This is a genomic window from Thiomicrospira aerophila AL3 (assembly GCF_000227665.2).
GTDB lineage: Bacteria > Pseudomonadota > Gammaproteobacteria > Thiomicrospirales > Thiomicrospiraceae > Thiomicrospira > Thiomicrospira aerophila.
Window position 1 is genome coordinate 589,361 of the sequence record NZ_CP007030.1, and the last position, 23,091, is coordinate 612,451.

General features: G+C 46.0%; 23 protein-coding genes. 7 read left to right on the forward strand and 16 right to left on the reverse strand.

All coding sequences use genetic code 11. From position 1 onward, the window contains the following. The first annotated feature begins 31 nt into the window (after window positions 1–31). Window positions 32–907, forward strand: a complete 876-nt coding sequence (locus THIAE_RS02740) for a hypothetical protein (protein WP_006459976.1) — start codon at window positions 32–34, stop codon at window positions 905–907. A 155-nt stretch (window positions 908–1,062) separates the two neighbouring features. Here the strand turns inward: THIAE_RS02740 and THIAE_RS02745 are convergent, their stop codons facing one another. The 5 genes from THIAE_RS02745 to THIAE_RS02765 are packed head-to-tail and all read right to left on the reverse strand — an operon-like array spanning window position 1,063 to window position 6,261. After that, entirely contained in the window at window positions 1,063–1,791 is a 729-nt protein-coding gene (locus THIAE_RS02745) for a c-type cytochrome (RefSeq protein WP_006459977.1), read from the reverse strand. Window positions 1,792–1,807: 16 nt separating this feature from the next. Further along, window positions 1,808–3,115 (reverse strand): NAD(P)/FAD-dependent oxidoreductase, encoded by a 1,308-nt coding sequence (locus tag THIAE_RS02750; RefSeq protein ID WP_006459978.1) that lies wholly within the window; start codon window positions 3,113–3,115, stop codon window positions 1,808–1,810. After that, on the reverse strand, window positions 3,112–3,558 hold the full coding sequence (locus THIAE_RS10500; protein ID WP_157868694.1) for a c-type cytochrome: 447 nt from the start codon (window positions 3,556–3,558) through the stop codon (window positions 3,112–3,114). The genes THIAE_RS02750 and THIAE_RS10500 overlap by 4 nt, the downstream gene beginning before the upstream one ends. 7 nt (window positions 3,559–3,565) lie before the next feature. Continuing rightward, window positions 3,566–4,804, reverse strand: a complete 1,239-nt coding sequence (locus THIAE_RS02760; RefSeq protein ID WP_006459980.1) for a hypothetical protein — start codon at window positions 4,802–4,804, stop codon at window positions 3,566–3,568. Beyond that, window positions 4,804–6,261, reverse strand: a complete 1,458-nt coding sequence (locus tag THIAE_RS02765; protein WP_006459981.1) for a c-type cytochrome — start codon at window positions 6,259–6,261, stop codon at window positions 4,804–4,806. Before THIAE_RS02765 ends, THIAE_RS02760 begins: the two co-directional genes overlap by 1 nt. A 243-nt stretch (window positions 6,262–6,504) precedes the next feature. On the opposite strand from THIAE_RS02765, the gene THIAE_RS02770 reads away from it, so the two are divergent. Together THIAE_RS02770 and THIAE_RS02775 are read left to right on the forward strand one after the other, a co-directional pair. After that, window positions 6,505–6,888: a thiol-disulfide oxidoreductase DCC family protein gene (locus THIAE_RS02770; protein ID WP_006459982.1), complete on the forward strand. Its 384-nt coding sequence runs from the start codon at window positions 6,505–6,507 to the stop codon at window positions 6,886–6,888. A gap of 34 nt (window positions 6,889–6,922) precedes the next feature. After that, window positions 6,923–8,272, forward strand: a complete 1,350-nt coding sequence (locus THIAE_RS02775; RefSeq protein ID WP_006459983.1) for a dihydroorotase — start codon at window positions 6,923–6,925, stop codon at window positions 8,270–8,272. On the opposite strand, the gene THIAE_RS02780 is transcribed toward THIAE_RS02775, so the two are convergent. Then, window positions 8,269–9,168 carry a LysR family transcriptional regulator gene (locus THIAE_RS02780; protein ID WP_006459984.1) on the reverse strand — a complete coding sequence of 300 codons (900 nt, stop codon included), beginning with the start codon at window positions 9,166–9,168 and terminating at the stop codon, window positions 8,269–8,271. The two genes, THIAE_RS02775 and THIAE_RS02780, sit on opposite strands and share 4 nt — an antisense overlap. Window positions 9,169–9,292: 124 nt before the next feature. On the opposite strand from THIAE_RS02780, the gene THIAE_RS02785 reads away from it, so the two are divergent. Both THIAE_RS02785 and THIAE_RS02790 read left to right on the forward strand, forming a co-directional pair. After that, window positions 9,293–10,306: a sodium-dependent bicarbonate transport family permease gene (locus tag THIAE_RS02785; RefSeq protein WP_006459985.1), complete on the forward strand. Its 1,014-nt coding sequence runs from the start codon at window positions 9,293–9,295 to the stop codon at window positions 10,304–10,306. A gap of 2 nt (window positions 10,307–10,308) precedes the next feature. Then, window positions 10,309–10,602 (forward strand): P-II family nitrogen regulator, encoded by a 294-nt coding sequence (locus THIAE_RS02790; protein ID WP_006459986.1) that lies wholly within the window; start codon window positions 10,309–10,311, stop codon window positions 10,600–10,602. Between the two features lie 34 nt (window positions 10,603–10,636). On the opposite strand, the gene THIAE_RS02795 is transcribed toward THIAE_RS02790, so the two are convergent. The 7 genes from THIAE_RS02795 to THIAE_RS10505 form a co-directional block, all read right to left on the reverse strand. Next, entirely contained in the window at window positions 10,637–11,854 is a 1,218-nt protein-coding gene (locus tag THIAE_RS02795; protein ID WP_006461071.1) for an IS256 family transposase, read from the reverse strand. 127 nt (window positions 11,855–11,981) lie between these two features. Then, window positions 11,982–12,425: a DsrE family protein gene (locus THIAE_RS02800; protein ID WP_006459388.1), complete on the reverse strand. Its 444-nt coding sequence runs from the start codon at window positions 12,423–12,425 to the stop codon at window positions 11,982–11,984. A gap of 128 nt (window positions 12,426–12,553) precedes the next feature. After that, window positions 12,554–13,240 carry a DsrE family protein gene (locus THIAE_RS02805; protein ID WP_006459387.1) on the reverse strand — a complete coding sequence of 229 codons (687 nt, stop codon included), beginning with the start codon at window positions 13,238–13,240 and terminating at the stop codon, window positions 12,554–12,556. Beyond that, a complete protein-coding gene (locus THIAE_RS02810) occupies window positions 13,237–13,812 on the reverse strand; it encodes an RNA polymerase sigma factor (protein ID WP_006459386.1) in 576 nt (191 codons plus the stop codon). Before THIAE_RS02810 ends, THIAE_RS02805 begins: the two co-directional genes overlap by 4 nt. A 124-nt stretch (window positions 13,813–13,936) precedes the next feature. After that, complete coding sequence (gene nrdB, locus THIAE_RS02815) at window positions 13,937–15,070, reverse strand: class Ia ribonucleoside-diphosphate reductase subunit beta (protein ID WP_006459385.1); 1,134 nt, start codon at window positions 15,068–15,070, stop codon at window positions 13,937–13,939. Window positions 15,071–15,088: 18 nt separating this feature from the next. Beyond that, window positions 15,089–17,365: a class 1a ribonucleoside-diphosphate reductase subunit alpha gene (nrdA, locus tag THIAE_RS02820; protein ID WP_006459384.1), complete on the reverse strand. Its 2,277-nt coding sequence runs from the start codon at window positions 17,363–17,365 to the stop codon at window positions 15,089–15,091. A 413-nt stretch (window positions 17,366–17,778) separates the two neighbouring features. Further along, window positions 17,779–18,810 (reverse strand): GGDEF domain-containing protein, encoded by a 1,032-nt coding sequence (locus THIAE_RS10505; RefSeq protein WP_006459383.1) that lies wholly within the window; start codon window positions 18,808–18,810, stop codon window positions 17,779–17,781. A gap of 125 nt (window positions 18,811–18,935) precedes the next feature. On the opposite strand from THIAE_RS10505, the gene THIAE_RS02830 reads away from it, so the two are divergent. Beyond that, on the forward strand, window positions 18,936–19,334 hold the full coding sequence (locus THIAE_RS02830; RefSeq protein WP_006459382.1) for a winged helix-turn-helix domain-containing protein: 399 nt from the start codon (window positions 18,936–18,938) through the stop codon (window positions 19,332–19,334). Between the two features lie 180 nt (window positions 19,335–19,514). Next, window positions 19,515–20,225, forward strand: a complete 711-nt coding sequence (locus tag THIAE_RS02835; protein ID WP_006459381.1) for a TorF family putative porin — start codon at window positions 19,515–19,517, stop codon at window positions 20,223–20,225. A gap of 146 nt (window positions 20,226–20,371) precedes the next feature. On the opposite strand, the gene THIAE_RS02840 is transcribed toward THIAE_RS02835, so the two are convergent. From THIAE_RS02840 to THIAE_RS02850, 3 genes are read right to left on the reverse strand one after another with little or no spacing between them, the layout of a single operon-like run. Continuing rightward, a complete protein-coding gene (locus THIAE_RS02840) occupies window positions 20,372–21,463 on the reverse strand; it encodes an anhydro-N-acetylmuramic acid kinase (protein ID WP_006459380.1) in 1,092 nt (363 codons plus the stop codon). Between the two features lie 9 nt (window positions 21,464–21,472). Beyond that, window positions 21,473–22,771, reverse strand: coding sequence for a M23 family metallopeptidase (locus THIAE_RS02845; protein ID WP_006459379.1), 1,299 nt, complete (start codon window positions 22,769–22,771; stop codon window positions 21,473–21,475). Between the two features lie 9 nt (window positions 22,772–22,780). After that, window positions 22,781–23,056, reverse strand: coding sequence for a sulfurtransferase TusA family protein (locus THIAE_RS02850; protein WP_006459378.1), 276 nt, complete (start codon window positions 23,054–23,056; stop codon window positions 22,781–22,783). Window positions 23,057–23,091: the final 35 nt, after the last annotated feature.

Consider the following 23,091-nt stretch of genomic DNA (forward strand, 5'->3'; position numbering starts at 1 on the left):
AACCCTAGTGAAATAACCTTGGAGGTTGGATTTGAAAATTCGATATATGGCCGTTTTAGCAGGCCTGGTCAGTCATAACACATTCATTTATGCGGCTAATGATGATCAATCCTTGGCCTGGAAGCCCGCGATTGAATTTGAGTATGATAATTTTCAATCGTCACGATTTGACAACAGTCGCGGTGAATTGTCATTGGATGTCGCTAAATTTAAGATCTCTAATCGTTATATCAGCGTGGACTACCAACATTGGAATGTTGATACTAAAAATATAGCAGAGCTACCTTTTGGTGACCAGCAGTCCAAGCCGATAAAACAGCTTGAATCCTTTAATATTAGCACAGGTTATATGGCCAGGATTAATCCAAATTGGCGTTGGCTCAATACACTGGGTCTGGGTGTGAACTATGAAAAGCAGATTAATGATGCAACCAGTGTCAATTTGTTGAGCTTAGGTTTTTATAGTCTTAATCCGGATTTGGATATTATTGCTGGTTTTAGTTACCGCTATCATCCTGTGCAATCACGTATCTTACCGGCGGTGGGTTTGAGTTATCGCGCCAATGAGTTTGAAGGCTGGAGTGCCACGCTCGGTTTTCCGCGTAGTTTTGTTAATTATGGTTTTGCGGCTGACTGGCAAGTGAGCGCAGGCTTGGCCTATCAACGAATCTTGGCAAAATTAGCAAAGGACAGTGTCATTGAAGCCGATGGTTATGTTGAGATTAGTAATTGGCAAACCGATGTTCGATTGATTCATCGTCCTGCGCCGGCATGGGAAGTATTCGCCAGTTTGCGTTATATTCCCTTCTATGAGTTTGAAACCTATAATCAGCGCGGCAACAGACAGGATACGTATGATCTTGAGCCAACAGTGGGCGCGGGATTAGGCGTGCGTTATCAATTTTAGGGACTAAAAAACCCGCCGAAGCGGGCTATCCTGAGGAGCAGGATTTGGATGTTGTTGTGTTTAAGTTGACACAACAGTAAGTAGGCTCAAAAGCCAGATGAGGGTAATTGAGCCGAAGGTGAGGATAATGCCCCAGATAATGGCTTTGATTCCGTTCATTTGGCACCTCCTTGATAACCGAGTCCGGCGTAATAATCCGCGAGCGCTTGAATTTCAGCATCACTCAATTCATAGGCAAACTGCGCCATGCCTTCGTGAATATCATTGCTGCGTTTTTTGTCACGGTAAGCCTGCATAGTGCGCATAAAATAGTCGCTGGTTTGACCGGCAAGGGCAGGGGTAATGCCATTGCCTTCACCATGTGCGCCGTGACAAGACGCGCAAGCAATAATCATCCGACTCACCTCACCCTTGCGGATCATGTGATCTATTTTTGGTTCGGTGTCCGGTTGTGCGACCCGAATCGGCAACGCCTGCTGGGCATAATAGACTGCGAGATCCGCCATGTCTTGGTTTGACATCGGCAGGGTGGCGGCTTGCATCAGTTTGGCCTTGCCATCACCTTCATTACGCAAACCGGATTGATAATCCAGTAGGGTTTTGTAGGTGTATTCTTTGGTTTGCCCGGCTAGGCTGGGTGCATTGCGTGAGGGCGCGACACCGGCATCACCGTGACACGTCATACAAAGGCCGTCGCGGTGTAATTGGGCACCTCGTAACGCGTCACCTTGCGGCATTTCGCTGAGGGTTTGGTTCCATTCAATATGCGTCCAAGTCTTAGCCGCAGCTTTAGGTTCGGCCGCCAAGCTTGCACCGGCGGTGCTGATCAGCAAAGCGGATAATGCACCGGCCAGGGCGTTTGATAAACGGTTGGGTTTGGTCATGTTATTCTCCTTGGCCCTAGTGAAAGATTTCTTTGCGGAAAGTACGTTGCCAGTTTTTCGCCAAGTCGGCACGAATATGGCGAACATAGGGGTTATCCGTCACCTCTGAAATGCGCTGTTGCACCAAATAACGGTCACCGGCAAAACGATGGGTGTCGGCAATGGTCATGCCATAGTCATCGGAAATAATGGCCACACAGTTATTCGCAATAAACGGCGTGCCGGGTTCGCGGCCTTCCAAGTCGGCAACAATGGATTCCACCACCACCTTGGCTTGGTTGCTGGCAATCATGCCGGTTTTCGACATCGGGGCATTCACCATATCGCCAATCACATAGACATTCGGGTCAACTAGGGATTTAAAGGTTTTGGCTTCAAAATCCACCCAACGCTGGCCTTGTGCCAGGCCTGCATCCATCGCAAACTTTGATGCTTTGTGCGGCGGGATAATGTTGATGACATCCGCTTTAATTTTTTCACCACTGGCGGTGATGAGGGTTTTATTGGCGGCATCGAGTTTAACCGCGCGGCCACCTTCTTTTTCGGCCACCCAGCTAATCACTTCATTTTCGGTGCCAAAGCCATAGCGTTCTTTCCAGTAGTGTTCATAGTGCTCCTGGAAGGTATAGCGGTTTTTGGCATCGAGAATAATTAACTTCGCGGTGGGATTGGTGCGCGACAGTTGATCGGCAATCATCGAGACCCGCTCATAAGGGGCAGGGGGGCAGCGATAAGCACCATCCGGAGATGACATAACAAACACACCGCCTTGGGGCATGGCATCAATTTGCGCTTTCAGTTTGGCGGTTTGTGCGCCGGCTTTCCATGCGTGTGGCAAATCACCCGCGGCATGGGCGGCACTATAGCCCTCGACCGCGTCATAGATAAAGTCCGGCCCAGTCGAAACCACCAGCTTGTCGTAGCTGACTTTTTCGCCGGAGGCTAAACGTAATTGGCGCTTGGCATAGTCAATCGCTACCGCCTTGTCTTGAATCACATTGACGCCATAACGCTGGCGCATAGTGTCATAGTTAAAGGTCAGGTTTTCAAGGGTTTCGTGACCGTTAAATACCTCGTTACTGCCCGGGCAGAAGGTGTATTGCGGATTCGGTTCAACCAATGTGATACGGACGTCCGCATTCGCGATTCGCAGATACTTCGCGGTCGCAGCGCCACCGATGCCACCACCGACAATAACAATATGCGCTGACTTGCTTGACCAGGCCTGGTTGCTAAAACCAAATAAGCCAGTGCTGGCAACCGCGGCGGCGCCAAAGCGTTTAATTAGGTCGCGACGACTTAGGGTTGATTGTGATGAGCTCATTGCGCACCTCCGATTTGTTTAATTGTGCCGTCAGGATTTAAAAAGGCCGATTCGCGCACATTCGGCGCTGGCCATTGTTCCGCCGGTAGCGAGGCAAAATAATCCGCCATTGCCTCGATTTCAGCATCGCTGTACACATAAGCGACATCATGCATCACTATGGTCGGGAAATCGCCTTGGCGAAACGCCTTCATCAGGTCAATAAAGTGTTGGCGGTTCATACCCGCTAACGGCGGCATGCCTTCGTTAAACTCGGCGCCCAGGGTGCCATGACAGGCGGCACAGCTATCGCCAAGCATTTTGCCGCTTGGCATCGGGAACTGGGCATTGATTTCATTCACCTGTTCATCAGTGAGTTTGGCGTCGGCTGCCATCACCAGGCCTGGTAGTGTCAGGCAGGCGATCAGCGCGCTTTGTAATAATTGATTTTTAATCTTCATCATTGTCTCCTTACTGCATCCAAACCCAAAAACCGAGCACAAAGAAGTGCACCATCCATAGTGAAATAATCCAGATGGCAATCGTACCGGCACGGTCAACAGCGACGCTTGGCACATACACGCCTTTGCTTTGACCGACTTTCCAGGCAATGGTGAGGAAGTAACCCAATACCGCGCCACCGACGACCGCAAACGTACCGAAGAACAATAGGGTCGAATACCAGTCAATGATTACTTTGTAGTCAAAAAAGTTATAGCCAAAGAAACCGTTCAGAATGTCATAACGCAACACCTCGCGGCCAATGGAAGGCAATAACACCGCAATAAACGCCATTGCCAACACCATATAGTTACAAATCGATTTAGCGTCGTTTAAACGTAGGTGTGACCATACCGCTAAGCCAATAAAGCCCAACGCAGGTAAGATGCTCCAGATGGAACCGGCAAAGTTTTCAGCGGTTTCAGGCAGGGTGACCATCCAACCAAGATAGGGAATTAACACCAATAATGAACCGACTTTAAGCCATTTTTTACCTAATTCCGCTGTCCAGTTTAAATAGGCGTGATCTGCATCTTCGCGCACTGATTTAAAGCGACGATAAGCCACCATCATTGCGCCGGCAACCGGAATCGCAATCAGGATAAAGAAGGCAAAGCGCCAAGGGTTGTTGGCATGCAATTGTGAACCTGTGGTATCCATTGCACCATTGGGCATATACCACTGCTGCCAAAGTTCAGGGTGCAACATTTGCGAGGTTAGGCTGTGCATAATCCAACCGGCGAGCAAAAAGATCGCAAGGCTAGAAATAATCGACCAGCGTGCTTTGGGCTTATCCGACCCCTGACCAAATTTACCATTGCGGAAATAGTAGTAATACATCAGCCAGTAGGCCATGATCATAATCACAATAAAGCCAATTACCCAGCGTGCGGATAACACATTCGAGGTATACCACTGTGGGTCGTAGACCACCTGCACAAACAGCAGTGGCGCGACCCCAATCACAATCGCCACCGAGACCGAAACCTTGGCGATTTCCAGCATCGCACTGGCAAGACGTTGCCAGTAAGGGTTATTGCTAAACGCACCGTAGGCAGTGATTGCACCGGTGCCCAGCATGAGTTGGACAAAGAAAATGTGCATGGCGAAGGTTAACACCCCCAAAGCGATAAATACGATCGGGTAAAAAGGCACGCCCGCCGGATTGCGCAGGGCGTACATCATGTCAGTTAATTGTGCGACTTCCATTATTGTATCTCCTCTGCAGACGATTTCATGCTCACCACCAGACCGGCTTTATCGGCCAATTGCTTGGCTTGTCGGTTAGCGATTTCTTCGCTAATCGCCAGATTGGTGGCGGCTAAACCGTCATTGTTCATTTTGGTTAGGTAAGCGGCAATGGCTTGCACTTCCGATTCCAACATTGGCATTTTCGGCATATAAGCAATATTGCCGGGCACTAATGCGCCTCGGATATAGCGCGCCATCACTTCTTCATTCACCTGATCAGGGAAGTAACGATGTAACGGGCGAATACCGGAATCGCTGACCGAGTGACAGTTAGCGCAATAGGTCATGGTGATAAATTCACCGGCTTGGATTTTATTGCCGTCATTCACGGTTTGCAGATGTTCCGGTGTGAACGGATGGGCTTTAAGAATGCCCACTTTTTCAATCAAGGGCAGTTGCGATTGAATATCCATGCCCGGTACATCACGGCCGATGATTTGGTTGGAATACACATATTGGCCCGCCACCCAAGGCTTACGCATGGATTCACGCGCGGTTTCTTCCGGCCAAAGCCCGGCGACCAAAATCACAATCGCCATGGTGCCGGCAAAGCCGCTGACCAAAAACTTAGGTTGCACCATGGTCAACACGAAATAACCAATCGTTAAGCCTAATACGATGGCGATACTTGGGCCAAAGTAATCTGGCAAACGGTTTTCCATCACCAATAACGCATAGTCAGGTACCGAGTTCAGATAAAGCTGGAACATGGCTGCGCCTAACAGGGTAGCGATAATCCCCAACCAACCGAGTTTGCGGGTCATTTCTTTTTTAAACGCTTGGTCTTTGATCCCGGCGACAATAATGCCGCCGACCACGGCGGTCATGGTGAGCATAAACATCGCACGCATCGCCAACTGAATAAAGGTGTTGTCACCATAGAAGCCAAGCAGATAACCGCCGTCTTCAAACCAGGCTTCTTTGCCCGGCACCATCATAAACGACAGAATGCCGACAATAATCACCATGGTGGCGAAGGAGGCGATACCAAAAATCACCGAGATTTTCATATGTGTTTTCTTATCGACCTTGCCGACCAGATACACAATCATATAAATCCCAATCACCTCGATCACAAAGAACACCCATTCGGTCGCCCATTTCCACACAAACGAGTGGATCAATGCGCCAATACCGTTCGGGCTGGCGACCGTGGTGGAATACCAAATCCCGACCCCGGTTAACGAGCCGGCGACATAGGTAAACACCAAAAGAAACAGCCCGTACTTTTTAACAAAATCGAGATAGTCATCACGATCATCTTTCCAAGCACGGTAAGACAGATAAGCAAATAACAAGGCCGCACCCACCGAGGTGTGTGAGGCGAGAATGTGAAAAGTGGCGATAAAGCCGACCACCCAGCCCGAACCGACTGCGGGTTCGTACCAGGTGGGGAACAGTCCAATGAGTTCCATCGTAAAATCCTCATGAAAATGGATAGATAATTTCAATACCCATATTAATTTTTTTTAAGTCTTGAGACTATTACAAAAGTCTTAAGATGACATCAACTGTGGATTCTACATAAATATATTGTATATGGGTATCAGTAAATTTTATATTAAAGGTCAAGAAAAATTAATCCTTGTATTGGTCTCTTGCGACAAAGTGCTACAAACAAGATAATGAGAGATATTTTTTATTAACGGAGACCTATCGTGGCTCAACACCAAATCAAGGGTTTGATTCGCGTTTATTACGACGGCTTATGTGGTTTGTGTCGGCGTGAAATTGCCTATTATCAAAAAATTCAGCCTGCCGATGTGTTTGAATGGATTGATATTACCCAGTCTGCGGATGATTTAGCGCAGCAAGGTATAAGCCTACAAACCGCGCTGAAACATTTGCACGTGCAAGATGCGCAAGGACACTGGCATCTTGGCGTTGATGCTTTTTTAGTGATTTGGCGCGGGTTGGGTGGAGTTTGGTCGATGCTGGCACGCATTGTCGCACTACCAGGCCTGCTGCAGCTAGCACGAATAGCCTATAAATTATTTGCGGCCTGGCGCTATAAACGTCTTAGTCACTGCAAGCTTGATTAACTCAGTTACCTCATATAACAGGATGTTCCATTAGATGAAAAAAACCTTGATTAAAAATGCTATGGTCGTTAACGATGGTCATATTCAACAGCTTGATGTATTGATTGAAGGTCAGTTTATCGCAGCGGTGGGCACTATTCCCTCGATAGACGGCTTAGAGGTAGTCGATGCGACCGGCCTGTATCTAATGCCTGGCGTGATTGATGGCCAGGTGCATTTTCGTGACCCGGGTTTGACCCATAAGGGCGATATCGCAACGGAGAGTCGTGCGGCGGTAGCTGGTGGTACGACCTCCTATATTGATATGCCTAATACGCGTCCGAATGTGTTGTCGATGCCCTTGCTAGAAGAAAAATACGCTCTCGCCGCGCAGAAATCCTTGGCGAATTTTGGGTTTTTTCTGGGGGTGAATGGGGATAATTTAGATGAGGTACTGCAAACCGATACTTCGAGTTTGTTGGCGGTGTCAGATGATGGGTTGTATTTTACCAAAAAAGGTAATTTGTTGGCGGATAATCCCGAAACGCTGGAAAAGCTGTTTGCCGGTTGTCCGGCGATTATTGCCATTCACTCTGAAAAAGAACAGTTGGTTGAAGAAAATGAAGAACGCTATCGCGCACAATACGGTGACAATGTGCCGATTGAGTGTCATCCGCTGATTCGCAGTGAGCAGGCCTGCTTTGAAGCCACCGAGCGCGCGATTGCGTTGGCGAACAGACATAGCGCGCGTTTGCATATATTACATTTGACCACCGCAGCGGAAACGGCGTTGTTCCGTAATGATATTCCGCTCACCAAGAAGCGGATTACCACTGAGGTGTCAGTGCATCATCTATGGTTTAACGATCAGGATTATGCGCGTTTAGGCACGCGGATTAAATGGAACCCGGCGATTAAAACCGAGCAGGATCGCCAAGGCTTAATGCAGGCGTTGTTGGACGATCGGATTGATTTTATTACCACCGACCATGCACCCCATACTGAGGAAGAAAAAGATCAGCCTTACTTTCAGTCGATGTCGGGCGCACCGATGGTGCAGCACTCGTTGAATATCATGCTGGAGTTTTATCGCCAAGGTGTGATTTCGCTGGAAAAAATTGTTGAAAAAATGAGCCATAATCCAGCGACTTTTTATCGTATGTCAAAACGGGGCTTTATCCGTGAAGGCTATTATGCTGACATGGTGTTGTTCGATTTGAACCAGCCCTGGACGGTGTCGAAAGACAATATTTTGTATAAGTGCGGTTGGTCGCCCTTAGAAGGCACAGAGTTGCATTCGCAAGTGGTATCCACCTGGGTGAATGGGCATTTGGCCTATCATCAAGGTGTATTTGATGACACGCAGCTGGGCTTGCCGTTGGTGGTAGAGCAGGCTGCGCGTTAAACTTTAAACTGATCGATATTGGCCAGTAAGAATTGATAAAAAGTTTGTGCAATAATGGGTAAATTTTTGTTTTTGTGTTGCACCCAATACCAGCTGCGTTTAATAGGAAAACCCTCGACATCCAGAACAGCGAGTTCGTTATCTTTTTGCTCGTGAATGAGCGTACTGCTAGATAGAATCGACAAACCTAACCCACCCGCAACTGCTTGTTTAATCGCTTCGTTACTCCCCATTTCTAAGCGAATAACGGGTGTTTGATGCCGCTCCGCAAACAGCTTTTCAATTTGTAGGCGTGTGCCTGAGCCAGGTTCTCTAAAAACAAAAGGCTCTTGTGCTACTCGGGTAAAAGGAATGTTTTTTTGTTTGGTTAAGGGGTGGTTAAGTGCGGCAATCATTAACAGACTGTTCGCTAAAAAAGGCATCGCTTCAATCCTGGGGTTGTCTGGTGGTACCCCCATAATATACACATCATCTTCATTGCGTTCTAAACGCTCCATGACTCGTTCACGGTTAAGAATTTCTAAACGAATATCTACGCCGGGGTAGTGCTGACAAAACTGACCAATCAGTTTGGGTAAAAAATATTTGGTGGTGGTGACAGTCGCAATTCTGAGGCGTCCTGCGGTCATCCCTTTCATATTGGCTATCGTTTGTTCAAACTGATCCCAGCTTTTTAACCACTGGTTACAGGTTTGATAAAGCGTTTCGCCAGCTTCAGTTAAAAAAATCTTTTTACCGAATTGTTCAAGCAAAGGTAAGCCAATTTCTTCCTGTAGTGCCTTAATTTGTTTCGACACCGTGGGTTGACTGACATGCATTTCTTGGGCAGTCAGCGAGAAACTTTGGCGTCGAGCTAGCGTTTCAAAAGTTTGAAGTTGTCGAAGAGTAATGCGCATACGCCCTCTGTATAGCCAGTTGGCTATTGTTTTATTAAAAATTATTCATTTTTATATTATCACGTTTCTCTATAGGATAGCCCCGAGTGTTTCGTTTAATGGTTTTTAACATAAGGAGAGGGTTATGGATTTTTCATTAATCAATAACTTAATCGACCCGGCGATATTGTTTTTCTTTTTCGGGTTGTTTGCGGCGGCGGTCAGGTCGAATCTTGAAATTCCGCCGGCGATTGCTAAGTTTTTTTCATTGTACTTGTTGGTCGCGATTGGGTTTAAAGGCGGGGTTGCGCTATCAGCCAGTGGTTTTACATCCACTGCAATGATTGCTATAGCTGCAGCGCTATTTATGGCTTTTTTAGTACCGTCCTATACCTTTTTAATTTTACGCAAACGCACAACACCCTTTAATGCGGCGGCGATTGCGGCGACCTATGGGTCAATTAGTGCCGTGACGTTTATTGCCGCTCAACAATATCTCACTAATAATGGCGTGGATTTTGGCGGTTATATGACCGTGGCAATGGTACTCATGGAATCGCCTGCGATTATTATGGCGGTGTTACTGGCTGCGATTGTGCGCAAGCAACAAGCACAATCTGAAGCATTTGCCGGTGTGCCTGTGACCACGAACAGCCAGAAAGAACCTATTTCAGTTAAATCAGTACTGCACGAGGCGTTTACTGATGGTGCACACTTGTTATTGATTGGGAGTTTGGTGATTGGTTACATCACTGGCGACGCCGGCAAAACGATGATGGCACCTTTTACTGATGCTATTTTCAAAGGGATTCTGGCTTTTTTCTTGTTGGAAATGGGCTTGTTGGTAGCGCGTCAATTGCGCCAAACGCAGGATTTAGATGCATTTTTAGTCAGTTTTGCTGCATTGATGCCTATCTTTAATGCCAGTTTAGCGATTGGTCTTGCCTATGTATTGGGCATGGGTCAGGGTGATGCCTTGTTATTGGCGGTATTGGTCGCGAGTGGTTCTTATATTGTGGTGCCTGCCATTTGTCGCTATGCCATTCCAGAAGCCAAACCGGGTGTGTATTTTAGTATGTCGTTAGGTATTACCTTTCCGTTTAATATTGTGATTGGTATTCCGTTGTATTTTGCCGCTATTAGTTTGTTATGGAGTTAATTATGAAACCAGTTAAGCGAGTTGAGTTTATTGTGGATGCGCATGAAGTAGATAACTTATTGGCCTCTTTAGCTAAGATTAATATTCGAAGTTACACCGTTATTAAAGAGGCTTACGGCAATGGCGAGAGGGGATTAAGAGGGGGCGACATTTTTAGCAATACCTTCGATAATAGCTATGTGTTAATAGCCTGTACCGATGAAGAGGCTTTGGCTATTGTAGAGAAGGTGCGTCCCATCTTGAAGTCCCTAGGTGGCATGTGTTTAGTGTCGGATGCCATGTGGGTGATTCATTGAGCCTGTAAATAATTCTGTGTAAACGCTCGTTGGGTTAAACATATGCTTGCAAGCGTTCTTCATGCAGAATCATAAACTGGTTCATTGCTGCATTCCAGTCACGAATTGGCATCGTCCATTTCTTTGAGGCTGATTCAATCGCCAGAAAGATGATTTTAAAGGCCGAATTGTCATGACTGAATAGTTTGCGATTTTTAATCGCCTTGCGAATCACTGAGTTCAAGGATTCAATGGCATTGGTGGTGTAAATCACCTTACGAATCGCCTGCGAGTATTGGAATACCGTGGCGATATTGTCCCAATGATTGCGCCAGGAACGGCTGATACTGGGGAATTTGGCATCCCATTTCGTCTCGAACTGCTCCAGCGCCAATAGAGCCTCTTCCTCTGTAACGGATTGGTAAATCTGCTTGAGGTCAGTGGCTACCGCCTTGCGCTCTTTGTAGCCGACGTATTTGAGTGAATTGCGCACCATGTGAACAATACACAGTTGCACATCGGTTTTAGGGTACACAGCACTAATCGCTTCGGGAAAACCGGTTAAACCGTCGACCGAGGCGATAAGAATGTCTTTCACGCCACGGGCGTGAATGTCATTCAATACGCTTAACCAGAACTTGGAAGATTCGGTTTCTGACAGCCATAGCCCTAAGCATTCTTTTTGACCAGAGAGGTTGATGCCGAGTGCGACGTACATGGTTTTTCTGACGATCTGCTTGTCTTGACGGACTTTGATCACAATGCCGTCGAGATAGAGCACCGGATAAACCTCATCGAGCGGACGGGAACGCCAAAGGGTGACCTTTTCCATCACCGCTTCGGTGACTTTTGAGATGAGTGTGGGCGAAACCTCCGCGCCATACATCTCTTGAAAGGTCGCGACGATATCACGGGTGGTCATGCCTTTGGCATAGAGGGCGAGAATTTGGTCATCCATGCTGGTCAAGCGCGTCTGACCCTTTTTCACCATAACGGGCTCAAAGGTGCTTTCGCGGTCTCGCGGTACGCTAATATCAACCTCACCATGGTCGCCCTTGAGGGTTTTGGTGGAATAGCCATTACGACTGTTAGCACCCTCGGATGGCTGATGTTTGGCATAGCCTAGGTGAGCTTCCATCTCAGCGCCGAGAGCCGCTTCTACGGTCATTTTGAGCAGTGCGGCGGAAAGTTGAGATAAGTCGGCTTGGGTTTTAACGTCTTTGGCCAGCTCAGCAGCCATGGCTTTAAGTTTTTCTTGATCGAATTGGCTCATAGTATTTTTCCTTTTTGGGGGATTTTAAACTATGAGCGTTTACACAATTTAATTTACAGGCTCGATTCATTGATTACTTGCAATAAAAAGGGACCTGTTGAGGTCCCTTTTGAATTGTTGGAATGCCTTATGGGCGCAGGTAAACAAATCCTTGCTGTTGCAATGCGGCAATTTCTGCAACTCCTGCAGGGACGATATCGGCTTCACTGGCATCAAATAGTTCACTAACAGCTATGTTGTTGCCTTGAAGGGTATTCGCACAGATTTTGAAGTTTACGCCTTGTGCTTTTAGGTTGAGAATTCGAGATTGAATTAACTCATCGGTATGGGCGCTGTTGAGCAGACCTATTCCTGCACCGTGCATGACAACATGAATGGTTATTTGGTCTTCACCGACACCATTGATATGATTTTGAATGTTACCCAGCATGCCTCTGTAGCGTTGTTCATCGCCATAGTTGACGTGATAAACCACCTTTTGTTCATCGTAACTGTTTGCATAGCTTGGCATATTGCCAAGGGTTAACAGTCCTGCAAAGGAAACCAATAAAGCTTTGACAAAATTTTTCATGTGTAGACTCCCAGTTATTTTTTAATGTAAAAGGTTTTGTGACCTTCATTGTAATAACGGAGTTTGATCCTTTTTATTCCATCAAGGCTGCTGATGTCTGTATTGGTTAAATATATATCATGACATGGTTAAATTTTAATAAAGGTCCAGCCACTCTTTAAGCGTTTGACTACTTCATCGACTGCTGGCTCATCCACTCTGACCGCAGGTAGTAGGTTAAATGTCTTGCCTTCCTGTCCAATCCTTTCAAGTGTTCTTCGGCAAGCAATGAGTTCAAGGTTTTGATGTTGTTCAACCAGTGTAATAATCTCATCAGCCATGGCATTTTGGGCATTAAAAAGCTCAATCCCTTCATGGTTGGTAATAATTTGTACTTGGGTATTAGGTTGTTGATTAAGCAGTTGACTAGCCTTTTGCAGGCTCGCAACCATTTTATCTTGCTGGTTATTATCCAAATGAATGACAAATTTATTCGAGGGCTGTGCTATAGGCGTATTGTGATTTTGGTCTGGGTAGGAGAAATTGAGCATCATTCCAAGCAGCAGGCCTGCTAATCCTGCGGCAATGTATCGCCAGCTAGGGATGATGTTTGGTTTGGAATGGGTTAAATGAACAGTTTGCGTTGTGTGTGAATTTAGGGGGCTAATCTTTTTATAGTGTTGTGAAATTTGTGCTTTGATGTGTCTTTTGACACACACTTGTTCCTTGGCATTAGCGTCATTTTGGAGGTTTTTTTCAAAAGCTAATCGCTCGTTAATATCGAGTTCATCGTCAACATATTGATCAATTTCATAGGGTTTAAAGTGAGGTCTCATGATGGTTTCCTCATGGCAATTACATTATCTTTATTGGCTGGTTTATTGGTCATTAGCTGCCTTTCAAGTTCTTTGCGAGCACGAGATAGGCGTGACATAACTGTACCCATCGGGATGTCTAAGATTTCAGCCGTTTGTTGATAACTTAGTTCTTGTAAATCGATCAACGTAATAATTTGGCGTTGGCTGGCCGTCAGTTTGATCATGGCTTGCTCTAAGCTATCAATAGCTTCATCAGCAAGGTATTCATCTTCACTGGAAGGGTGATGATAATGAAAGTCTATGGCCTCCTCAGTAACCGATTGCCATTGCTGTTGGTAGCGTAGTTTATCTATATAAAGGTTATGTAATATTTTGCAGAGCCAGGGTAAGAGCTGATCAAGTTCTTTAAGTTGGTCTTTGTGTTCTATGGCTTTGAGTAACGTTTCTTGTACTAGGTCCTCGCTTAGACTTGGTTGATGTGTCCAGGCATAAGCGAGCTGATAGAGTCGTATAGTCTGCTGACTAAGCAATGAATTAAAATCGGTTTTAGCGGTTGATTGTTTTAGCCAGTGCTGAACATATTTAAGCATAATGGGACCTGTAAAAATTGAAATTCAATTTTAGCTTAGATTAATGAGGGTCGCGAATGCATTAGTAAAGGTTAATAAAAAAGCGCCTTGCGGCGCTTGAGATGAACTTGCGTTGGTAGATTAGTTACAGTGAAAAACCACCAAAGTCATCTTTGCTAACGTTGGTGTCCACTTGACCAACAAGATAAGAGCTGATTTCTGATTCTTGTGGGGCGACTTGAACATTATCACTGACTAGCCAGTTATTCATCCAGGGTAAGGGGTTGCTGCGCTGCTGGAAAATAGTGGGGTAGTTAAGTGCTTTTAAACGCACGTTGGTAATGTATTCAACATAGTCCTGCAGAATCTTGGTGTTTAAGCCAATCATTGAGCCATCTTTGAACAGATACGCGGCCCACTGCTTTTCCTGTTCAGCGGCATCTTTAAAGATGTTGATGATAGCCTCTTCTTCTTCAGCGGCAATTGCGGCCATTTCAGGGTCGTCATCGCCATTGCGTAATAGGTTGAGCATGTGCTGAGTGCCTGACAAATGCAAGGCTTCATCGCGGGCAATCAGTTTGATAATCTTGGCATTGCCTTCCATTAGCGAGCGTTCGGCAAATGAAAAACTACACGCAAAAGAAACATAGAAGCGAATCGCTTCAAGTACGTTCACAGACACCAGGGTTAAATACAGCGCACGCTTGATTTTTTTGCGAAACACCGCATCTTGTTCAATATCAATGGCTTGCGAGTAAAGGGTGTTGGTTAAAAAAATCAACTCATCATAATATTCGGTGACCGAAATCGCGCGTTTAACGATTTCTTCATTGGTGACGATATCGTCAAATACCACGCTTGGATCCGTCACGATGTTGCGAATGATATGGGTATAGGAGCGACTATGGATGGTTTCTGAAAATGACCAGGTTTCAATCCAGGTTTCGAGCTCTGGAATGGATACAATCGGCAATAGCGCGACGTTGGGTGAACGCCCCTGTACCGAATCTAATAGCGTTTGGTATTTGAGGTTGCTTAAGAAAATATGTTTTTCATTGTCGGGTAGGGCGGCAAACTCGGCGCGATCGCTCGACAAATCGACCTCTTCTGGACGCCAAAAGAAGCTCAGTTGCTTTTCAATGAGTTTTTCAAAAATCGGAAATTTTTGTTGATCGTAACGCGCCACGTTAACATTTTGACCAAAAAACATCGGCTCTTTAAGCGCGTCATTTTGACTGCGACAAAAAGTGGAATAGGTCATTTTTTCTTGGCAACTCATAGTGATTTCCTGTTGTTATTATAGTTTACACGCACCGCCAGCACAGCCATCGTCATCTTGCGAATCAGCCGCACCATCACGGGTGTTATGGTAATAGAGGGTCTTTAAACCAAGCTTGTAACAATAGAGTAAATCTTGCAGTATTTGTTTAATCGGAACTTTACCTTGTTCAAATTTGGCCGGATCATAGTTGGTGTTGGCCGAAATCGCTTGGTCAACAAACTTTTGCATAATCGCGACTAATTGAATATAGCCAGTATTGTTAGGAATCTGCCATAGTAACTCGTAGTTAGCTTTAATTTCTTTAAAGCCAGGGACCACTTGTTTCAAGATGCCATCTTTGGACGCTTTCACCGAGATATAGCCACGCGGCGGTTCAATACCGTTGGTCGAATTGGTGATTTGTGATGAGGTTTCACAAGGCATCAATGCGGTTAAGGTTGAGTTGCGCAATCCGGTAGTTTTAATCTCACTACGTAAACTTTCCCAATCGTAGTGCAATGGGCTATTGCAGACACTATCGACATCTTTTTTATAGGTATCAATCGGTAAAATACCCTGGGCATAGGTGGTCTCATTAAACTTCGGGCAGGCCCCAAATTCTTGCGCTAAACGATTCGATGCTTTTAGCAGGTAGTATTGAATGGCTTCAAAGGTGCGATGCACCAGATCATTCGCTGAGCCATCAGAGTAGCGCACACCGTGTTTTGCTAAATAATAGGCCAGGTTAGTGACACCTACCCCTAGCGTACGGCGATCTAGGCTGGCAATCTGTGCCGCTTTAATCGGGTAGTCTTGGTAATCAAGCAGACTATCTAATGCGCGCACAATCAGCTCAGACAGCTCTTCGAGCTCATCAAGGTCTTCAATCGCCCCCAAGTTGAATGCCGACAGGGTGCAGAGCGCGATTTCTCCATTTGGGTCATCCACTGAGTTGAGTGCCTTCGTAGGCAGCGCAATTTCTAAACACAGGTTAGATTGGCGCACCGGTGCTTGTTTTGAGTCAAACGGGCTGTGGGTGTTGGTATGATCGACGTTTTGAATATAAATACGACCGGTTTGTGCTCGCTCCTGCGCGAGTTGCGAGAATAAGTCTAGCGCCTTAATTTGTTTTTTACGCACGGCAGGATCGGCTTCATAGAGCTGATAGAGGCGTTCAAATTCCGCTTGATCTTCGAAGAAGGCATCATAAAGCCCAGGCACATCAGATGGGCTGAACAGCGTGATCATGCCACCTTCAAGTAAACGTTGATACATCACCTTGTTGAGTTGCACGCCGTAATCTAAATGACGGGCGCGGTTTTCTTCAACACCGCGGTTATTTTTTAGCACTAACAGGGATTCAACTTCTAAGTGCCATAAGGGATAAAACAAGGTCGCTGCCCCCCCACGCACGCCACCTTGCGAACAGGATTTAACCGCAGTTTGAAAGTGTTTGATAAACGGAATCAGGCCGGTATGGAACGCCTCACCGCCACGAATGGCGCTGCCAAGGGCGCGCACGCGGCCAATATTGACCCCAATGCCTGCGCGTTGTGATACATATTTGACAATAGATGAGGAGGTGGCGTTAATCGAATCGAGAGAGTCACCGCATTCAATGAGTACACAGGAACTAAACTGGCGAGTTGGCGTGCGCACACCAGACATAATGGGCGTGGGTAGTGACAGTTTAAAGTTTGATGCGGCATCATAAAAGCGTTTAATTAGGTTGAGACGGGTGTTGCCCTCATAGTGACTAAATAGGCACATAGGGATGAGCATATAGATAAACTGTGGGCTTTCGTAAATCTCACCGGTAACCCGGTTTTGGACCAGGTATTTGCCTTCTAACTGTTTCACTGCTGCATAACTAAAGGTTAAATCGCGATCATGCTGAATATAACCATCAAGCTCATCAATTTCGGTTTTGCTGTAATCTTCTAGCAACTGGGCATCATAGCGACCGGCACGCACCATTTTGTTGATCTGTTCAAATAACGACGGTGGCGTAAAACGCCCAAAGGCTTTTTTGCGTAAATGGAAAATCGCCAGGCGCGCGGCCAAATGTTGATAGTCAGGTGAATGTTCTGAAATCAAATCAGCGGCTGATTTAATAATGGTTTCGTGGATGTCGGCGGTTTTAATGCCATCATAGAATTGGATATGCGAGCGCAATTCCACCTCAGAAACGGATACCTCATCCAAGCCTTCGGCCGCCCAGGTAATGACGCGGTGAATTTTTTCGAGATCAATGGATTCTTTTCGACCGTCGCGTTTGACGACTAAAATTTCTGAAGAGCTTGTGTTAGACATAATCAATTCCTGCGCCAAATAAATGTTTTGTGGGTAGCAACATTGCAATTGTTAGGGTTGTGAATAAAAAAATATTTTTATTCGGATATTACCCTAGGTAATGGTGTTGTAAATCAGTGAGTTAGCGTTCAAAGATTAAATAATATTTAAACTTTGTGATTTAACTATTGTTACCGCATGGTAAATAAAGCACTACATATTGTTGTTTTCGTTTATATAGATGCAAAATATAGTAAATTTGTCGATGAAGTGCAAGCTAAAAATCTGTCAGGTTATGCACAGGTATTTTGGGTGAGATTTGTTGATGAAGGGGCGTAAAACTTGGTAAATAAAGGACTGCCCCTGTGGATAACCCTGTGGAAAGGATATAAATTTTATTTAAATTTAGTTTGTTTTAAGACGAGTGGTCAGCGTTAGAGCTGATGTTCGCCTCTTACCGTGTTACGTTTGGCTTTTGCCGCATAGAGTGCTTTGTCAGCACGCTGAAATAATTGGTCCTGGGTTTCGCCAATTTGATACATAGCGACACCTATTGATACGGTCATGTGCAATGGATCTTTGTGACCACGAATATGTAGGGACTTTCGTGCAATACTGTTGCGGATGTTTTCAGCAAACCTTAGCGCATTGTCATAGGTGATTTTGTTTAATAGGATAATGAACTCTTCACCACCATAGCGGGCGATGCGGTCATGTCCCTTGGTTTCAGCATCCAGTAATTTTGCAATGTAGCGTAATGTCGTGTCGCCCACTAAGTGACCGTATTTATCATTCACGTTTTTAAAATGATCAAGATCGATAACCAGCATGCAAAATGTTTCAGCCTTGGTTTTTGCCAGCTCGATGTGTTCGGCAATCATTTCATCTAAACTGTGGCGGTTTGGAATACCGGTTAATGAATCTGTTTTAGCAAGTTTATGCGCATTTTTTAAGTCTTCGCGGAGTTTATCAATCAGAACTGACCATTCATCCAGTTTATTTTGGAGTTGAACGGTTGCTTGGCAAATATGTTTAATCGGCGGAATAATGTGGCTATTAACATAGTCAGTTACCGCTTCTTTGGTTTCACAGGCGGCAATGCCGGCAAGGTTTTGGCTAAGTTGGGCTTGCTGTTCGCCAGATGTGCGATTCCATGACTGGGTGTCGCCAATCGCTTGATGAATAAGTTGGTGGACTTCAGCGGTGGGTAGGTTAATCGCTAGTGCCGATTTAATCAGGTCTTGATAAATCGGCATGGCTAGATCGTCTTGGTATTGCTTGGCTTCAATTAGCTCTTTTAATTGCTTAGTTAACTCGGGATCAATATCACTTAATAGTTCAAAGATAAGCGTAAAGTGAATCGGGTTGGGCGCTAATCCAAGTTTGTCGATTTCTTTGAGTGTTTCCTGTGCAATTTTTTTGGTTTGTGAGACTGTGCCCTGGTAACGAAGTTTATTTTTAGCCATAGTTAAACCTAAACACCCAATTTGGTTAGCATAGTTATATTATTAATTAATTATCGCAGTTTTTAAGAGTTTGTGTATGTGAAAATACGGTTATTTAATTCTAGATTGGTTTTGAGGTCGGTTTAATGAACTTACAACAAAAATTACCCGGTGAGGTTTTGAGCGATTCGATTCGTGGACGGGTGTGGTTGATGGCTCCGAATGGCGAGAGCTATTTTGGTAAGGGGCGTATTTTATTACTTGAACGTATTGCCGAATGCGGGTCAATCAGTCAGGCGGCCAAGTCAATGAATATGTCTTATAAAAAGGCGTGGCGTTTGGTTGATGAAATGAATCAAGCGGCAGCCGAGCCCTTGGTGGTGAGTGAAGCCGGTGGACGTCAGGGTGGTGGCACGCGGATTACACCGGCTGCCGAACGGGTGATTGCGCAGTACCATCAATTGCATGCCGCTTTGCTGGCCTTTTGTGCTGAGCAGGAGCGAATTTTAGCTAGGCAAGATACGGCTGATGGGTCGAGTGAATAATAGTTTTATTTTGGTGCAGTGTTGCACCTTTTTTGGTTTTTAGTGCTGGTTAAAAATTTACTTATAGGTTGTATTTTTATTTAAGTGATTGTTTTTTATAGTTTTGTTATTTATTTGGCACGATAAAAGCTAATATTTTTTCGAGTTTAGCTCTTGTTAGTCATAAAAAGGAAAACAAACATGAAAAATGCATTCAAACTTAAATCTTTAGCGTTATCTGTTGCAGTGGCTTCATCGTCAATGGCGGTCATGGCGCCTAATGTTGCTCAAGCGGAATTGACCGGTAATATTGGTTTAATGTCAGAGTATTATTTCCGCGGTATACAACAATCTGATGGGGTTTCACCAGAATTTGGTATTGATTATGAGCATGAGTCTGGTTTTTATATTGGTGCTTGGTCGGCAAAGGTAGATGAACAAGATATTGAATACGACATCTATGGTGGTTATGAAACTGAAATCAGTGGTTTTACACTTGGTGCGGGTTTTACCCTGTATCGTTATTTAGAGCGTGATTGGGATACAGCTTATGACGAGCTTAATCTCTGGGCAGGTTATGGTCCGTTTACGTTAATGGTTGATCGCGGTTTGCACCGTGACCAAGAAGATGCTGACGGCAAGAAAGGTGATCGTGATTACACTGTTGTAAGTGTAGCCGCAGAGTATGCTGGCTTCTATGGTGTGTATGGTCGTGGTATGGGCTTTCTGCCAGATGAAGACAATGCTCAGAAAGGCGAAGATCACACTTGGGTTCAGTTAGGCTATAGCACTGAAATCTACACGGATACCACAATTGACTTCTCTATTCTTCGTTCAAGTAAAGAAGCAACTGGTGATAAAGAGCGCACCACTCTGTTGCTAGGTATCAACAAGTCATTTAGCTTTATGTAATGCAAGTTAGGCTCACTGCGAAGTGAGCCGTGTTTTCCGATTTATGCTGTCGGATTCCTTGGTTAGTATCCTCGTAGGCCTTGTGCAAGCAAGGTTTTTTCAGGCCCCTCGCGGGCCTGCTTTTTATATATGATTTTTTATTTTGGCTAGCTTCCCTGCCAACATCCACCCAAAATACACGCCTTGCTACTGCCGGTGACCCCAGTTAAATCGACTGGTTTACCTAACCAGGCCTGCTGCGCCAGCCATGCACACAGCATCCCCTCAATAGCTAAAGGATCGGTCTGGTAATCTGCCGTGGTCATTACCTGTTGGGTGCCAATTTTATGCTGCAAGCGCGTTAATAGCGTGCGATTTAAACTGCCGCCGCCGCAGATTATCACCGGTGCGAACGCTTGGTTTATATTATTGGCTAGGGTGATGGCCGTGAGTTCATTAAGGGTGCTGAGTAGTTCTATAGGCGCTTGCCAGGCGCTAGCGGGTAAGCGTGCTTGTAACCAGGCCTGGTTAAAATAGTCGCGCCCCGCGCTTTTGGGCGGTGGTTTGGCAAAGTATGGATCGCTCAATAAGGCTTGTAACCAGGCCTGGTTGGGGGTCGCCTGTGCGGCCAGCTCACCCTGGGCATCGTAGCGGCAGTTTAAATAGGCTTGGCAAATTTCATCCATCAAACCGTTGCCTGGGCCGGTATCCCAGCCCTGCAATGGCGTATTAGGGCTAATGAGGCTGACATTGGCAATGCCACCAATATTCACCATCCAGGCTTGCTGCAGCGCTTTGCTGTGTAACCAGGCCTGGTGAAACAGCGGGGCGAGGGGCGCGCCTTGGCCTCCGAGTGCCATATCATCGACGCGAAAATCCGCGTAGGTGGTAATGCCGGTGCGTTTAGCAATCACCGCTGGGTGACCTATTTGTAAGCTCATGCCGAGTTGGGGTGCATGAAACAGGGTATGGCCATGACTGCCTAAGGCGGTAATCTGCTCGGGTAGCATGTCATGTTGGTCAATAAGGTTGAGCGTCGCTTGGGCGAAGGCGTCGCCAAGATCGCGCTCTAGCTGAGCCAACTCTAGCAGGCTAATGTGTGTTTGCTTGTTGAGGTTTTTTAGCGCAGCCGCGTGCGGCAGTGGATGGGTGTAGCGCCCGATCAGTTGCATGTCTTGCTGTTCGAAGGCGACCAGACAGGCTTCAATGCCATCGGCACTGGTGCCGGACATCAAGCCAATAAAATACTGTCTGTTCATTGGGTTAAGCTATTCAAATAGCTTGGCGAGTTGGGTAATGCTTGGGTCGGTGCGGCGCAATTGAGCGTTCAGCAGGCCTGCCCATTGGGCAAAAACCGGTTGTAGTTCTTTAGCCACCGGGTCGCCGCCTGGAAATTCAACGGTAAGTGGGTCGTGATGCACGCCATTAATACGGAATTCATAATGCAGATGAGGCCCGGTTGCAAGACCGGTCATGCCAACATAACCAATGACGTCGCCCTGTTTAACGCGTTGTCCTTGTTTGAATTTGCCAAAGCGTGACATATGGCCATAAACGGTTTCATAACGCCCGGCGTGTTGCAAGATGATGTAGTTGCCATAGCCGCGACCCCAGCCACGGAATTTAACCGTACCATCGCCAGCAGCATAAATGGGGGTGCCGGTTGGAGCGGCATAATCAACGCCCTTGTGGTCACGAATTTCTTGTAATACCGGGTGGTAGCGACCACGCTGAAAACGTGAGCTAATCCGCGTATAGTTAATCGGGTTGCGCATAAAGGCTTTGCGGAGGTTGTCGCCATTTTCATTGAAATAGCCTAGCAGCTCACCTTCGTGTTCAAAGCGAAAGGCGTTAATCGTTCGATTACGATGCTTGAGGTGCAGTTGTGCAGCTAAAATGGCGCCGTCACCTATGTATTGGCCATCAATATAGCGGCGTTCATAAACAATAGTAAATTCGTCGCCTTCGCGTAATTCACGGACAAAATCGACTTCCCAGGAGTAGATGTCAGCTAAGTTCATAATGGTGCGTGGACTGGCACCTACGGCTTGCACGCCTAAATAAAAGGAGTCATTAATTTCACCTGATGCCATCACAATACGAGTTTTAACTTCCTTATGTTCGGCGTAGATGGTCATACCCTTATCAAGCTCTTCATTCATTTCCAGAATGTAGGTGAGAGTGGGGCTACGATTAAGTTCCATGCGGGCTAATTCGTCATCCGCGGTCAGCCACATAATGATCTCGTCACCTGAGCGTAATCGGGTGAAGTAATGGGCATTTTCATGGCGGCCAATGCGCCAAAGCAGGTTGCCATTGTCGGCAACGATTTGAAGAGCATGACCTAAACCTTGGTTGCGCTGCAGGGTGTAGCGTACTTCCCGCAGTTCAGGGCTGAAATTTTCGGTTTGTTGTTGGCTTTGGGTGTTGTTAATTTGGCGTTCTGGCAGTTCAAGGTTTAGGCGTTGGTAATCTTGCGCCATAATGGGTTGGCTTAGCCAAGCTAGGCCTAATAGCATTACAACAAAAAAGAGGGTAAGTAAGCGAATTCGTGGTGCTTGAGTCATAAGCGGATCCTAACTGGATGAAATATTTTTGTGTAATTTTAGCTGAATTTTCCAATTTGGGGGCGCAAGTTGTTGTTCAGGGGCATTAAAAATAGTCACACTCATCAGTTGGTGCTTGTTAATTCGGCACCAGCTAGCGAGGTCTTTTTCAGCGGCCGGGTCGGTTACCCAAACTTCAATTAGGCAGCCATCTGGCAGTTGGCGAGCCGCTTGTTGGGTTTTTATGACCGGCATCGGGCATTTTAGTCCCCGCAAGTCGAGGGTGTGAGGTTGATCTGACGGCATAAATCATCCTTTTTAGGGTATAATCGCGCTAATTT